We start from the raw sequence: 14,547 nt of genomic DNA, 5'->3' as shown, positions 1-14,547 counted from the left end.
TTCCGCCTCAGCCAGGAACCTGGCCCGTGCGAGCCGCAACTCGCACGGCGTGTGTCACGGCACCGGGAGGATCTTGCGAAGACGCTTCCTGAGCACCGTCGATCCGGCCGGCGGATTGATGGGGTACCGAAGCAGCTCGGGCCACAGGTCCTCGATCAGGTCACGGAAGAAGAGATAGTCGGGCGCGCACCGCAGATCCGGGTCGACGCCGAGCATGCATTCGATGAGCGAGCGCGAGTTGAACGGAGTCACACCCTCCTCCACGACGTCGAACTCGGCCCTGACGTCCGCCAGCCACCCACCCATCTTCTGCTCCCAGTAGAACAGGTCCCAAGGATCGATCCCGGAGGCCTCGATCGCCGCGGCGCTACCCTCGCACCACAGCCCGAACTGCCTCACGGCAAAGGCACTACTCCCCATGCCGGTGGCATCGCCCAGCTGATGCGGATCTGGGGAGCCTGAGCCGGGGGGCCTGACGAGGTACGAACCACGGGCGATCTCGCACACGTTGCCATTGAGGGTGACCCACTCCCCACCGGCAATCGGTGGGTCGGCGGACAGGGCCGAGGCCGACCTCGTTGGCGATGCGTGGGGCGGATGGAAGGTCGACTGCAGGACATCGACGACCTCGCCGTCAGGCGCGGGGTCGACTGCGATGACCTTGTGCCTCAGCCCGGCACGGCGCAGCATCCTCCGCGGGATGCGAAGATCCGCGCTCCGGGCCGCCAGGCTGGTCTTCTTCAGCGTGTAGAAACCCAGACGATCCCTGTGCTCGCGCGAAGCGGCCAGCAGGATGCGCGAGTCGACACCGGAGGTGATGGCCAGCGCCAAGGGGTAGCGCGCAACGGCAGCCGAGACGGTACCGGTGAGCATGGCGCCGCAGGTGGCGACGGCCTTGGTCCGGTCGACGGGACGGATCCGTGCATCCGGCCAGAACCTGGTGACCTCGCGGCTGGCCACATCGAGATGGTGGTTGGGCAGCAGACGATCGATACCGACGAAGGGGGAGGCGGTCCCGGGCCAGAAGTGGTTGGTTTCCGGTGCGAGACCGCCTGCTCGCTGCAGCTCCTCCCGTCTGCTCGCATCGGCCGGTGCGCCCGTCACCCGGGCGAGCAGGCCTGCTCCCGAGCCGACCCACACCGCCCCGTCACGATCGCGGCAGTGGTGGATCTGCCGCAATCCGGCGGCATCGTGGAAGGCCGTGACACGTCCCTCGGCCAGATAGAACGCCGCCCATCGCCCGGCCAGAGGATCGAACTGCCTGAGCAGGTCGCGCAACGGACGCGGCCGGCGCATCACCTCTTCGAGGATCGCGCGGTCACCCCGCTCGGGATGACGGGGGTCGAGCACAAAACCGAGGAGGAGGAGGCTGCGGCTGTCGGCGTCCACCCGTGTGCAGGGCAGGTCCGGGTGGACCACGAGCTGCCAGCGGTCGTCCACCCGGTGGGAGACCCACCGGGGCAATGCCGCGGGCGCTGAGGGGCCGAGTAGGAACTGGCGACGAAACGCAAGGTCACTGACCGCGACTGGACGTGACGCCGGTGTCGATGGCACCTTCCACCCCTCCTCCGCCCGACGCGCCCGGGTGCTCCGTCGTCGCTGGTGCGGTAGCACCGACGCGAACTACGCCGTGCGGGGAAACTAGCAGATCATCGGCCTGCCGGTCGGTGCGGCGGAGCCCTCCTCAGTGCCCCTCGCCGAGGCGCCCGGACAACAGCTCGTGGCGGTCGGCCGAGGCCTGGTTGAGCCCGACGATCTCGACCGTCTTGCCCAGCCGCTCGTACTTGGCCCGAACACCGTCGAGGGCGGCCACGGTCGAGGCGTCCCAGATGTGACTGTCCGACAGGTCGATGACCACGCGCTCGGGGTCGGCGGTGTAGTCGAACTGGTAGACGAGGTCGTTGCTCGTGGCGAAGAAGAGCTCGCCGGTGACCTTGTAGACGCGCACGTCCGGCTCGCCGTCGCCGTCGACGTCGGTCTCGGTGATCCGCTCGACGTAGGCGAAGTGCGCCACCCGCCGGGCGAAGGCGACCATTGCGGCGATGACGCCGACGATGACACCGTAGGCGAGGTTGTTGGTGGCCACGGTGACCAGCACGGTCAGGCCCATGACGACGGTCTCGCCGGTCGGCATCCGACGCAGCGTGGCCGGCTGGATGCTGTGCCAGTCGAAGGTCGCGACCGAGACCATGATCATCACGGCCACGAGCGCGGCCATCGGGATCATGCCCACCAGCGGCCCGGCACCGACCACGAGGGCCAGCAGGAAGGTCCCGGCGAGGAAGGTCGAGATCCGGGTCCGCGCGCCGGAGACCTTCACGTTGATCATCGTCTGGCCGATCATCGCGCAGCCACCCATGCCGCCGAAGAAGCCGGACGCCATGTTGGCCACGCCCTGCCCCCACGCCTCGCGGGACTTGTCCGAGTGGGTGTCGGTGATGCCGTCGACGAGCTTGGCGGTCATCAACGACTCGAGCAGGCCGACGAGGGCCATGGCCAGGGCAAAGGGCCCGATGATCTGCAGCGTCTCGAGGGTGAGCGGCACGTCGGGCAGCAGCAGCTGGGGCAGCGACTGCGGCAGCTCGCCCTGGTCGGAGACGTCCGGCAGGTTCCACCCACCGGCCCAGACCACGGCCGTGATGGCCACGATCGCGACCAGCGGCGCCGGGAAGACGCTCGTCAGCCTGGGCAGGCCGATCATGATCAGGATGCCCGCCGCGACCATCGGGTAGACCAGCCACGGCACCCCGAGCAGGTGCGGTAGCTGCGCGATGAAGATCAGGATGGCCAGCGCGTTGACGAAGCCGACCATGACCATCCGCGGGATGAAGCGCATCAGCTTGGCCACACCCAGCAGGGACAGCACGACCTGCAGGACGCCCGCGAGGATCACCGTGGCCAGGAAGTAGTCCATCCCGTACTCGCGGGCCACCGGAGCGATGACCAGCGCGACGGCGCCGGTGGCCGCTGAGATCATCGCCGGCCGGCCGCCGACGATCGAGATCGTCACGGCCATGACGAAGCTGGAGAAGAGCCCCACCCGCGGGTCGACCCCGGCGATGATCGAGAACGAGATCGCCTCGGGGATCAGCGCGAGCGCGACGACGAGGCCGGCGAGGACCTCGATCCGCAGCCGGCGCGGGTTGCGCAACGCGGCTCGGGTCGAGGTCTCCCGCTCGCCGGCCTCGGGCACCGTCGAGGTGCCGGGGCCGGTGGGCAGGGTGTTGACGGAGGGGTCAGGCACAGGGGTCCTCGGGGAAGGGGAAGGAAGTCAGGGGGTGACGGGGGGTCGGCGACCGCGACGACGAGCAAACTCTACCGCAACGTTAGGGTGGTCCCGTGTCGATCCCCCACACCACCACCAGTGCCGACGTGAGCAGCGAGGCCGCGCGGCGTCGCACCTTCGCGGTGATCTCCCACCCGGATGCCGGCAAGTCCACGCTCACCGAGGCCCTCGCACTGCACGCCCACGCGATCGCCCAGGCCGGGGCGGTCCACGGCAAGGGATCCCGTCGCGGCGTGGTCTCGGACTGGAACGAGATGGAGCAGGCGCGCGGGATCTCGATCACCGCGGCTGCGCTGCAGTTCACCGTCGGCGACGTCGTGCTCAACCTCCTCGACACCCCCGGCCACGCCGACTTCTCCGAGGACACCTACCGGGTCCTGTCGGCCGTCGACTGCGCCGTGATGCTCCTGGACTCGGCCAAGGGGTTGGAGCCGCAGACACTCAAGCTGTTCGAGGCCTGCCGAGCGCGAGCGACCCCGGTGATCACCGTGATCAACAAGTGGGACCGGCCCGGGCGCGAGCCCCTGGAACTGCTGGACGAGATCAGCGACCGGCTCGGCATCCACCCCACACCGCTGAACTGGCCCGTCGGGATCGCCGGGGACTTCCGCGGGGTGACCGACCCGGACACCGGTGGGATGACGGAGTTCAACCGGACCCCCGGAGGGGCCACGATCGCCGTCGGCCAGGCGCTGGACGCCGACGAGGCAGCCCGCCGTCACGGGCAGGACTGGCAGCGCGCCGCAGAGGAGTTCGAGCTGCTGGCCGCCTCCGGTCACGAGCACGACCAGGAGGGGTTCCTCGCGGCCCGGACCACGCCCGTGCTCTTCGGTGCGGCAGTGCTGAACTTCGGTGTCGCAGAGCTGCTCCGGGCCGTGATCGAACTGGCGCCGCCACCCAGCGCGTGGACCGACGTCGAGCGGCAGCCGCGTCCGGTCGACGCGCCCTTCTCCGGGTTCGTCTTCAAGGTGCAGACCGGGATGGACCCGGCGCACCGGGACCGGTTGGCGTTCATGCGGGTGTGTTCCGGACGATTCGAGCGGGGAGCGGTCCTGACGAATGCACGCACCAAGCGCCCCTTCCAGACCAAGTACGCCCAGTCGGTCTTCGGTCGGGAGCGCGAGACCATCGACGAGGCCTACCCGGGCGATGTCGTCGGCCTGGTCAATGCCCATGCGCTCCTGGTCGGCGACACCCTCTACGACTCCCGCCCGGTCAGGTATCCCGGCCTGCCCCGGTTCACCCCGGAGCACTTCGCCGTCTTCCGACCTCGTGACGCGGGGCGGGGCAAGCAGTTCCGGCGCGGCATCGAGCTGCTCGATCAGGAAGGCATCGTCCAGGTCCTCGTCTCCGACCGTCGCGGCGTCCAGGCCCCGGTCCTGGCCGCGGTGGGGCCGATGCAGTTCGAGGTCGCGGCCCACCGTCTCGAGCAGGAGTTCGGCGCTCCGGCCTCGCAGGAGTCGCTCCAGTACGGCGTGGCGCGCCGCGTCGCACCCGAGGCAAGGGCCGTCGTCAACCGCCAACGGGGCGCGGAGGTGCTCGAGCGCACCGACGGCGTGGCGGTCGCGCTCTTCAACGACAAGTGGCGCATGCGGACCATCGCGAGCGACCTGCCGGCGGGCAGCCTCCCGCCCATGTTCGGCGAGGACGACGGGGTGGGACCGTGAGCGAGCCCCACGTCCACATCGGCGAGGTGGTCACCCGCACCGGCCTGTCGCACCGCACCATCCGCTACTACGAGGAGATGGGTCTGCTGACCCCCTCGGCGCGCACCGAGGGGGGGTTCCGCCTCTACGACGAGGCCGGCATCGAGCGGCTGCTGCTGATCAAGCCGATGAAGCCCCTCGGCTTCTCCGTCGAGCAGATGCGCCATCTGCTCGACGCCCTCGACACGCTCGCCGACCCGGGGTCCCCAGGCTCAGCGGCAGCGCGGGCGCAGGTCGACGCGATCCACGACGAGGCGCTCACCAGGGTGGCCGAGCTGAAGGAGGCCACCGCGCGGGCCGAGGCCTTCACGGATCAGCTGAAGCTGATCTCTCCGCCGATGTCGTAGGGCGACAACACCCCGCCCTGCCGGTGCAGGGCGGGGCGCCTCACCCCCTTCGCTCACGGCTGATCCGGCGGCTGCGGCCGGACAGGAGCACCCCTCCGACGACGGCCGCGGTGAAGGACCCCAGAAGGACGCCGATCTTCACGTGCTCCACGGCGGCACCGGTGCCGGCAAAGGCCAGCTCGCCGACCAACAGGGACACGGTGAAGCCGATGCCGGCCAGGAAGCTGGCTCCCACCAGATCACTCCAGCGCAGCGAGCCGTCGAGGTCGAAGGAGGGCAGGCGGCTGAGCACGAAGCTCGTCCCGACGATGCCGATCGGCTTGCCGACGACGAGACCGGCGATGATCCCCAGGGTGATCGGGTCGGACAGCGCGCTGCGCAACCCCTCGACGCCACCGACTCTCACCCCGGCGGCGAAGAAGGCGAACACCGGCACCGCAACCAGTGTCGAGACGATCCCCCACTGGTCGGCCAGGTGAGCCGTGAGCCCGTCATAGGTCGGGTCGCCGTCATCGGTGGTGCCCACTTGCACCCAGGCGCGCTTCGTGGCCAGCACGGGCACGGTGAAGCCGAGCAGGACGCCGGCCACGGTGGCGTGCACGCCCGAGGCGTGCACGAGCGCCCAGGTGATGACGCCCAGGGGCAGCAAGAAGTACCAGGAGTAACGGCCCCGCTGCGCGAGCACGGCGAAGAGCGCCAACGGCACCACGGCCAGCAGGAGCCACTGCAGCTGCAGGCCCTGGGAGTAGAAGAGGGCGATGATCGTGATCGCGATGAGGTCGTCGACGATGGCCAGGGTCAGCAGGAAGACCCGCAGCGCCGCAGGCAGGAAACGCCCGACGACGGCGAGCACGGCGACGGCGAAGGCGATGTCCGTCGCCGTCGGGATCGCCCATCCGCGCAGGGCCTCGCCCCCGGCGGACATCGTGATGCCGGCGAAGATCAGCGCGGGGACGATGACGCCACCGACGGCCGCGGCGACGGGCACCGCTGCCTGTCGTGGGTCGCGCAACTTGCCGGCGACGAACTCCTCCTTCAGCTCCAGACCGACCACGAAGAAGAAGATCGCCAGCAGTCCGTCGGAGGCCCACTGGCCCACGCTGAGGTCCAGGTGCAGTGCCGACGGGCCGAAGGAGAAGTCACGCACCGCCTCGTACCCACCGAATGCCGGGGTGTTGGCCAGCACGAGGGCCAGGACGGTGGCGCCGAGCAGGAGCGCACCGCCGAAGGCGTCGCTGCGGGCGCTCTCCCGCACGCCTCGCCACAACTGGTGGGGGGCGCGGCGCAAAGGTACGGAGGGTCGGATTTCGGGCATGGGGGGACTCAGCTCTCACGGGGATACCGGCATGGGCGACCTGTGCGTCGACGGGGACGCGAGGCTCACGCTGGTGGCGGGCAGCCGGCGATCTCTCCGTGGGCATTGGTGCCCCATTCGCTGGTCCACCCGTTCGTGCCCGGGTGGCGCATGGTGCGCATCAGGACCCGCATGCGCGCGGCATTCGCCATCACGCGCTGGGTGGTCACTGGAGCTGGCACGCCACCGAGTCTACTGAGGTGACGAGCCGGCCGGCGAACTACATGGCCAGCGCCAGCACCTCGGCGCAGGGAAGGGCGGCGATCTCCCCCGCGTCGATGAGGAGCTTCGACCCGCGCACGCCGGAGCCGATGACGACCTCGCCGGCCGCGGCCACGCCCTCGTCGACGAGCACCCGCCAGGCCTCCGGGAGGCCGATCGGGGTGATCCCGCCATAGGCCATCCCGGTCAGCTCCACCGCCTGATCCATCGGTGCGAAAGAGATCTTGCGGGCATCGATGTGCCGACGCACGACGTTGTTGATGTCCGCCCGGTCGGTCGCCAGGACGAGGACAGCGGCGTACGTGGTCTGCCCACCCCTTCGCCCGGCCACGACCACGCAGTTGGCCGACTGCTCCGGCGAGGAGCCGTACGCCTCGCAGAAGGCGGCAGTGTCCGCCAGCTCCGGGTCGATCTCGGCGACCCGGGCAGAAGGCACCTGCCCGATCGCGGCCGCGACCGGCGGAGCCAGCAGTCCGGTCTTCGTGGTCGCGGGCACCCAGTCGAGGTCTCCGGCAGCGCTCATGACCCGACGATAGCCCTGTCCTCCAGCCGGCGGAGATGGGATACTGCACCCACGGGTGTCGGGCCGCAGGGCCGGTGTCTTTGGGGTGGTTGTGATGGTGTGGCCGGAGCAGGTGGTCCTGGGGATCATCGGGCGTCGACCGGACGAGGTCTCGCTGGTGTGGGCCACGGGGCTGGCCAGCCGGTGGGGGTCGCAGTTGCACGTCGTCGCGGGATACCACCCGCCGATCGGGATGTTCCCGCACATCGTCACCGAGCGGGAGAAGCGGGCCGCCCACCAGCGGGCCCGCCGCCACGTGGCCACCCGGACCCAGCAGGCGGTCGGCGGCCTCGCCGCCCCGATCGAGGTCCGGCAGACGGTCGTGACGCACAACCAGCTCGACCACACGATCGCGACGCAGGCCAGCCGGGCCGGGCTCCTCCTCTTCAGCATCGCCCCCACCGGGGTCCTCGTGCGCCGTCACCGGGCGCGGGCCCAGCGCATCGCCGCATTCGTGGGCTGCCCGGCCAGCCTCGGCCCGGGCCAAGCCGTCGAGCTACCGGCCGGGTACGCCGCGCACTGATCCTCGCTCCACGGTGCGCGCGGCGCTACCGTCAAGGCATGAGTTCAGCCGCCGATCGTGCCGGTAGTCCGGCCCTGCCCGAGGACCTCATCGACGTCAGCCACGTGGTCACCGCCTACTACGCGGTCCAGCCGGATCCGCAGGACGTCGACCAGCAGGTCGCCTTCGGGACCAGCGGGCACCGCGGGCGGTCGGTGGACGGATCCTTCAACGAGGCACACATCGTCGCGACGACCCAGGCGATCGTCGACGTCCGGCGCAGCCAGGGCATCGACGGGCCGCTCTTCCTCGGTCGCGACACGCATGCCCTCTCCGAGCCGGCGTGGACCTCCGCGCTCGAGGTGCTCGTCGGCAACGACGTCCTGGTGCTCGTCGACTCCCGGGACGGCTACACCCCGACTCCGGCGATCTCGCACGCCATCTTGACCGCCAACCGCGGCAAGGACCTGACGAAGGGGGGTGGGCTGGCCGACGGCATCGTCGTCACCCCCTCGCACAACCCACCCAGCGACGGTGGATTCAAGTACAACCCGCCCCACGGCGGACCCGCCGACACGGACGCCACCACCGCGATCGCTGATGCTGCGAATGCGCACCTACGTGACGGGCTGCGCCAGGTGCGGCGGACCCCCTTCGCCCGGGCGCGGGCTGCCGCCACCGAGCACGACTACCTGACCGCCTACGTCGACGACCTGCCGAACGTCGTTGACCTGCAACGGATCAAGGACGCCGGTGTGCGCATCGGCGCCGATCCGATGGGCGGCGCCGCGGTCGACTACTGGGCCGCGATCGGCGAGCGCCACGGCCTCGACCTGACCGTCGTCAACCCGCTCGTCGACCCGACGTGGCGGTTCATGACGCTGGACAAGGACGGGCAGATCCGCATGGACTGCTCCTCCCCGGCCGCGATGGCGAGCCTGATCGGCAGCAAGGACCGCTACGACATCGCCACCGGCAACGACGCCGACGCCGACCGGCACGGCATCGTCACACCCGACGGTGGACTGATGAACCCCAACCACTACCTCGCGGTCGCGTTGCAGCACCTCTACGGCGGGGCGCGGCCGGGGTGGTCGAGCGAGCGGATCGGCAAGACGCTCGTGTCCAGCTCGATGATCGACCACGTCGCCGCCGACCTCGGCAAGGAGCTGTGGGAGGTGCCGGTCGGCTTCAAGTGGTTCGTGCCGGGGCTGCTCGACGGGTCGGTCGGCTTCGGTGGGGAGGAGTCGGCGGGGGCGTCGTTCCTGCGCTTCGACGGGTCGGTGTGGACGAGCGACAAGGACGGGATCATCCTCGCGCTGCTCGCCTCCGAGATCCTCGCGAGCACCGGACGCACCCCGAGCCAGCACTACGCCGACCTCGTTGCGCGGCACGGCGAGCCCGCGTACGCCCGCGTGGACGCCCCGGCCGACCGGGCCCAGAAGGCCACGCTGAAGGCCCTTGCTCCCGACGCCGTCACCGCCGACTCGATCGCGGGCGAGCCAATCACCGCCAAGCTCACCCGGGCCCCCGGCAACGGGGCCGCGATCGGTGGGTTGAAGGTCGTCACCGAGTCCGCGTGGTTCGCCGCCCGCCCCTCCGGCACCGAGGACAAGTACAAGATCTACGCCGAGTCCTTCCGCGGGCCCGAGCACCTCACCCGGGTCCAGGCGGATGCGAAGGGGGTCGTCGACGCCGCGCTCGGGGGATGAGGGCCAGCCCGGCGTCCGCGAGGGCTACCGTGGGGGCGTGACTGCCGCTCCCGTGACCGCGACCGCCGTCGACGAGGCAGCTGCTCTGCTGGCCGAGCTCCTCCCCCCGACGCCGCTGCAGCGCTGTGAGCGCCTGTCCGCCGCAACCGGCGCGGACGTCTGGCTCAAGCGCGAGGACCTGCAGCCGGTCCGCTCCTACAAGGTGCGTGGGGCCTTCACCCTGATCGCCGGCCTGAGCGAGGAGCAGCGGGCGAAGGGGGTCGTGGCCGCCAGCGCGGGCAACCACGCGCAAGGGGTGGCCTTCGCCGGGCAGCGGCTCGGGGTCCGCTCGCGGATCTACCTGCCGCGCAACACCCCTCGCCAGAAGCGTGACCGCGTCGCCGCCCTCGGCGGCGACATGGTCGAGGTCATCGTCACCGGTGAGGTCTACGACGACGCCGCAACAGCGGCCGCCACTGACGCGAAGCGCACCGGCGCCGTGGTCGTGCCCGCCTTCAACGCGCTGGAGACCATGGCCGGCCAGGGCGCCGTCGCCGTGGAGATCCTCCAGCAGCTCGGTCGCGAGCCCGATGTCGTCACCGTGCCCGTCGGCGGCGGTGGCCTGCTCGGCGGCATGTCGACGTGGATGGCCCAGCACGCGTCCGACGTACGCCTCGTCGGGGTGGAGCCCGAGGGTGCTGCCTCGATGGCCGCGGCCCTGGCCGCCGGGGCGCCGGTCACGCTCGAGGAGGTCTCCCCCTTCGTCGACGGGGCCGCGGTCCGCCGCGTCGGGGACCTCACCCACGCGGCGGTCGCCGCGACCGGGTCGGAGCTGACGACCGTCTCCGAGGGCGCGATCTGCGTCGAGATGCTCGACATGTACCAGACCGACGGGATCATCGCCGAGCCCGCGGGAGCCATGGCCACGACCGTCCTGGCCGACCTCGACCTCGCGCCGGGGTCCACGGTCGTCGCCGTCGTGTCCGGGGGCAACAACGACGTCTCCCGCTACGCCGAGATCGTCGAGCGCGCCCTGGTCCACGAGGGTCGCAAGCACTACTTCCTCGTCGACTTCCCGCAGGAGCCGGGGGCGCTGCGCCGGTTCCTCGACGACGTCCTCGGACCGGAGGACGACATCACCTTCTTCGACTACATCAAGCGCAACAACCGCGACACCGGCACCGCCATCGTCGGCCTCGAGCTCGGCGACCCGGACGACCTGCTGCCGCTGCTGGCGCGGATGGACACCTCCCCGCTGACGATCGAGTCGATCGCCTCGGACAGCCCGGTCTTCCGCATCATCGGCTGACGGCCCTTCGTCGGCGATGGCCCGACACCGCTGAGCCAATGGCTTGCTGCAGCACTGTTCATCGTGGCAGGGCAGGAACATACTCAGAGGGTGCCCTCCGACAGCAGGTTCGCTGGATCGATCCCCGAGCTCTACGACACCGTCCTGGTGCCGATGATGTTCCTCGACTACGCCGAGGACGTCGCCGCCGAGGTCGCCGCATCCACACCCCACGACGTGCTCGAGACCGCGGCCGGGACGGGCGCCGTGACCCGCGCGCTGCATCGGCTCCTCCCCTCTGCCATGATCACCGCTACCGACCTCAGTCCGGCGATGCTCGCTCGGGCGGCCGACGTGCTCCCCGCGTCCGACCACGTGCGATGGACGCCTGCCGACGCGCAGGAACTTCCCTTCGACGACGCCGGGTTCGATGCGGTCATGTGCCAGTTCGGGGCCATGTTCTTCCCCGATCGTCGGGGCGCATACGCCGAGGCGCGCCGGGTCATGCGGCCCGGGGGACGTCTCGTGCTCGCCACCTGGGGACGGATCGAGGTCAACGAGGCAACGCTGGCCGTGGAGGATGCCCTCACCACCCTCTCCCTCGACGATCCTCCCCCGTTCTTGCGGCGGGTCCCCTTTGGCTACACCGACGCGGCGGTCATCCGGGCAGAGCTGGACGATGCCGGCTTCATCGACGTCGACATCCGCTCGATCGAGCACCGCAGCCGACCGACGTCCGCGCGCGACATCGCCATCGCGCACTGCCAGGGGACACCCTTGGCCAATGCCCTCGCCGAACGCCACCTCGACGCCGTGCAGATCACGTCAGAGGTGACCCGGCTCCTCGAGGAGAGATGGGGCGAGGAGCCCTTCACCGGACGTCTGTCGGCCAATCTCGTCAGCGCCACCCGAGTGACCGACTGAATACCCTAGAGGGGTATGCTGGGAGGCAAATTCGACTTCCAGGAGGACCCATGGCTGGTTACAGCGGCAGCAAGGAGCAGTACCTCAAGCGGCTGGGCCGCGTCGAGGGCCAGATCCGCGGGATCGCCCGCATGGTCGAGGACGACACGTACTGCATCGACATCCTCACCCAGGTCGCCGCGGCGACCAAGGCGCTGCAGGCCGTCAGCCTCGGTCTCGTCGAGGACCACGTCGGCCACTGCGTCGTCGACGCTGCCCGCGAGAGCGACGAGGCCGCGGCCGAGAAGGTCAGCGAGGCCAGTGCGGCCATCGCCCGACTGGTGCGCTCGTGAAACCGACCCGGGTCCCGCACGAGCCCACGCAGTAGCGACAGAGGGAGGCGACGCACCCCCTTCGCCTCCCACCCATCCGACACGCACCCGAGAAGATGAGGCATGAGCACCACGACCACCCCCACTCCCGCTGAGACCACCGACGAGCACACCGTCGACCTGGCCATCACCGGGATGACCTGCGCCTCCTGCTCGGCCCGCATCGAGCGCAACCTCGGCAAGATCGACGGCGTCGAGGCCGTCGTCAACCTCCCGATGGAGAAGGCCCGGGTCAACCACCCGGAGTCGGTGAGCATCGACGAGCTGATCGCGAGCGTGGAGAAGTCCGGCTACGGCGCCACCGTCATCGAGCCCGAGGACCGCCTCGCCCCCCCGACGCACACCCCGGTCGCGCGAGCCGACCTCGCCCGACGCGCCGTCGTCGCCGGTGCGCTCGCTGCCGTCGTCGTGCTGCTCGCGATGGGGCCGTGGAGCTTCCCCGGGAACCCGTGGCTGCAGCTGGTCGTGACCACCCCCGTCGTGCTGTGGGCGGCGTGGCCCTTCCACCGCGCGGCCTTCACCAATGCGCGACACCTGGCGTCGACGATGGACACCCTCGTCTCGCTCGGTGTCAGCGCGGCCTACCTGTGGTCGCTCGTCACGCTGCTGACGGGCGCCGGCCAGGACGGGCACTACTACTTCGAGACCTCCGCGGTCATCACCGCCTTCCTCCTCATCGGCCGCTGGCTGGAGGCCCGCAGCAAGGACGAGGGGCGCTCCACGCTCACCGAGCTGATGGATCTGGGTGCGAAGGGGGTCGCGGTCCAGCGGATCGACTCGCGTACCCGGGCGACCACAGAGGTCATCCTCCCGCTCGACGAGCTGCAGGTCGGTGACCACTTCATCGTCCGGCCGGGCGAGAAGGTCGCCACGGACGGCCGCATCATCGACGGCGCGAGCTCCATCGACACCTCGCTCGTCACCGGTGAGTCCGTGCCCGTCGACGTGCGCTCCGGCGACGAGGTCGACGCCGGCACGGTCAACACCTCCGGGCGACTGATCGTCGAGGCGACCGCGGTCGGCTCGGACACGACCTTCGCCGCGATCGTGCGGCTCGTCGAGCAGGCGCAGACCGGCAAGGCCGACGTCCAGCGCCTCGCCGACCGGGTCTCGGCCTTCTTCGTGCCCGCGGTCCTGGGGATCGCGCTGCTGACCTTCATCGGCTGGTGGATCGGCTCCGGGTCCGCGACGACCGCGATCGGCGTCGCCGTGACCGTGCTGATCATCGCCTGCCCGTGCGCACTGGGACTGGCCACGCCGATGGCGCTGCTCGTCGGTACCAGCCGCGGCGCGCAGAAGGGCATCCTCATCAAGGGCCCGCAGGTCCTGGAGGACACCCGCCGCATCGACACCCTCGTGCTCGACAAGACGGGGACGATCACCACGGGCGTCGCCCAGGTGACCGACCTCGCCGCCGCCCCCGGCCTGCACCCGGCCGCGGCCCTCACTGCCGCTGCCGCCGTCGAGTCCGGCAGCGAGCACCCGATCGCGCGAGCCATCGTGCGGCGGGCACAGAGCCAAGGCATCAAGATCCCGCGGATCACCGACTTCGAGAACCTGCCCGGCTCCGGCGCGGTCGCCACGATCAAGGGCACTCGGGTCACCGTCGGCAAGTCCGACCTCTTCGACGAGGTGCCGCCGGAGCTGGCGACCCTCGAGCGCCGCGGCACGACCGTCTTCGTCGGCTGGGACGCCAAGGCCCGTGGCGCGCTCACCGTCGCCGACGAGGTCCGGGACACCTCCGGTGACGCGATCCGGGCCCTGCGGGCCGAGGGCCTGCAGGTGTGGCTGCTCAGCGGCGACGCCGAGCACAACGCCACCGCGATCGCCGCGACGGTCGGCATCGACGCCGAGCACGTCATGGCGGAGGTGCGCCCCCAGGACAAGCACGACGTCATCCAGCAGCTGCAGGAGCAGGGCCGGGTGGTCGCGATGGTCGGCGACGGCGTCAACGACGCGGCAGCGATCGTCAAGGCCGACCTCGGTATGGCGATGGGCACCGGCACCGACGTCGCCATGGAGTCCGCCGACATCGTGCTCGTCCACGCCGACCTCGAGTCGGTCCCGCGCGCGATCGAGCTCTCCCGCGAGACGCTGAAGGTCATCAAGCAGAACCTCGGCTGGGCCTTCGGCTACAACATCGCCGCGATCCCGCTCGCGGTGGCCGGCCTGCTCAACCCGATGATCGCGGGCGCCGCGATGGCGTTGTCCTCGATCCTCGTCGTGCTCAACTCGCTGCGCCTGCGCAAGGTGCTGCCGGACGACTGAGGGGGACACCTCCTTCGCCGCGCTGC

13 protein-coding genes are annotated in these 14,547 nt (G+C 70.6%); 8 read left to right on the top strand and 5 right to left on the bottom strand.

Annotated elements, in window-relative coordinates; translation table 11 throughout:
* Window positions 1–54: 54 nt before the first annotated feature.
* Both BJY20_RS09910 and BJY20_RS09905 read right to left on the bottom strand, forming a co-directional pair.
* Window positions 55–1,440 (bottom strand): hypothetical protein, encoded by a 1,386-nt coding sequence (locus BJY20_RS09910; protein WP_185991378.1) that lies wholly within the window; start codon window positions 1,438–1,440, stop codon window positions 55–57.
* Window positions 1,441–1,684: 244 nt separating this feature from the next.
* Window positions 1,685–3,244: a SulP family inorganic anion transporter gene (locus tag BJY20_RS09905; protein WP_425484137.1), complete on the bottom strand. Its 1,560-nt coding sequence runs from the start codon at window positions 3,242–3,244 to the stop codon at window positions 1,685–1,687.
* 95 nt (window positions 3,245–3,339) lie between these two features.
* Here BJY20_RS09905 and BJY20_RS09900 point away from each other — a divergent pair, with 95 nt between their 5' ends.
* Window positions 3,340–4,953, top strand: coding sequence for a peptide chain release factor 3 (locus BJY20_RS09900; protein WP_343062844.1), 1,614 nt, complete (start codon window positions 3,340–3,342; stop codon window positions 4,951–4,953).
* Entirely contained in the window at window positions 4,950–5,339 is a 390-nt protein-coding gene (locus tag BJY20_RS09895) for a MerR family transcriptional regulator (protein WP_185991377.1), read from the top strand. Before BJY20_RS09900 ends, BJY20_RS09895 begins: the two co-directional genes overlap by 4 nt.
* Window positions 5,340–5,379: 40 nt before the next feature.
* Here the strand turns inward: BJY20_RS09895 and nhaA are convergent, their stop codons facing one another.
* The 3 genes from nhaA to BJY20_RS09880 form a co-directional block, all read right to left on the bottom strand.
* The gene (gene nhaA / locus BJY20_RS09890; RefSeq protein ID WP_185991376.1) at window positions 5,380–6,654 is read right to left on the bottom strand and encodes a Na+/H+ antiporter NhaA; all 1,275 of its coding nucleotides are present in this window, start codon (window positions 6,652–6,654) and stop codon (window positions 5,380–5,382) included.
* Between the two features lie 65 nt (window positions 6,655–6,719).
* Complete coding sequence (locus BJY20_RS09885; RefSeq protein WP_185992662.1) at window positions 6,720–6,875, bottom strand: hypothetical protein; 156 nt, start codon at window positions 6,873–6,875, stop codon at window positions 6,720–6,722.
* Window positions 6,876–6,913: 38 nt separating this feature from the next.
* Entirely contained in the window at window positions 6,914–7,438 is a 525-nt protein-coding gene (locus BJY20_RS09880) for a YbaK/EbsC family protein (RefSeq protein WP_185991375.1), read from the bottom strand.
* 94 nt (window positions 7,439–7,532) lie between these two features.
* On the opposite strand from BJY20_RS09880, the gene BJY20_RS09875 reads away from it, so the two are divergent.
* The 6 genes from BJY20_RS09875 (at window position 7,533) to BJY20_RS09850 (ending at window position 14,521) form a co-directional block, all read left to right on the top strand.
* Window positions 7,533–8,000 (top strand): hypothetical protein, encoded by a 468-nt coding sequence (locus BJY20_RS09875; RefSeq protein WP_185991374.1) that lies wholly within the window; start codon window positions 7,533–7,535, stop codon window positions 7,998–8,000.
* 38 nt (window positions 8,001–8,038) lie between these two features.
* Entirely contained in the window at window positions 8,039–9,691 is a 1,653-nt protein-coding gene (pgm, locus tag BJY20_RS09870; RefSeq protein WP_185991373.1) for a phosphoglucomutase (alpha-D-glucose-1,6-bisphosphate-dependent), read from the top strand.
* Between the two features lie 37 nt (window positions 9,692–9,728).
* Complete coding sequence (ilvA, locus tag BJY20_RS09865) at window positions 9,729–10,979, top strand: threonine ammonia-lyase IlvA (protein WP_343062843.1); 1,251 nt, start codon at window positions 9,729–9,731, stop codon at window positions 10,977–10,979.
* A gap of 90 nt (window positions 10,980–11,069) precedes the next feature.
* Complete coding sequence (locus BJY20_RS09860) at window positions 11,070–11,882, top strand: methyltransferase domain-containing protein (RefSeq protein WP_221935300.1); 813 nt, start codon at window positions 11,070–11,072, stop codon at window positions 11,880–11,882.
* Between the two features lie 50 nt (window positions 11,883–11,932).
* Window positions 11,933–12,214, top strand: a complete 282-nt coding sequence (locus BJY20_RS09855; RefSeq protein WP_185991371.1) for a metal-sensitive transcriptional regulator — start codon at window positions 11,933–11,935, stop codon at window positions 12,212–12,214.
* 102 nt (window positions 12,215–12,316) lie between these two features.
* Complete coding sequence (locus tag BJY20_RS09850; protein WP_185991370.1) at window positions 12,317–14,521, top strand: heavy metal translocating P-type ATPase; 2,205 nt, start codon at window positions 12,317–12,319, stop codon at window positions 14,519–14,521.
* The last annotated feature ends 26 nt before the right edge of the window (window positions 14,522–14,547 follow it).

Source organism: Janibacter cremeus, from assembly GCF_013409205.1.
GTDB classification, from domain to species: domain Bacteria; phylum Actinomycetota; class Actinomycetes; order Actinomycetales; family Dermatophilaceae; genus Janibacter; species Janibacter cremeus.
Note: the sequence above shows the minus strand (reverse complement) of the source record. Positions and strands in the feature narration are given on the sequence as shown.

Excerpts from the sequence above, each read along its gene's own strand:
- BJY20_RS09855 (WP_185991371.1), top strand. The coding sequence starts at position 11,933 with ATGGCTGGTTACAGCGGCAGCAAGGAGCAGTACCTCAAGCGGCTGGGC.
- BJY20_RS09880 (WP_185991375.1), bottom strand. The coding sequence starts at position 7,438 with ATGAGCGCTGCCGGAGACCTCGACTGGGTGCCCGCGACCACGAAGACC.
- BJY20_RS09850 (WP_185991370.1), top strand. The coding sequence starts at position 12,317 with ATGAGCACCACGACCACCCCCACTCCCGCTGAGACCACCGACGAGCAC.
- nhaA (WP_185991376.1), bottom strand. The coding sequence starts at position 6,654 with ATGCCCGAAATCCGACCCTCCGTACCTTTGCGCCGCGCCCCCCACCAG.
- BJY20_RS09875 (WP_185991374.1), top strand. The coding sequence starts at position 7,533 with ATGGTGTGGCCGGAGCAGGTGGTCCTGGGGATCATCGGGCGTCGACCG.
- pgm (WP_185991373.1), top strand. The coding sequence starts at position 8,039 with ATGAGTTCAGCCGCCGATCGTGCCGGTAGTCCGGCCCTGCCCGAGGAC.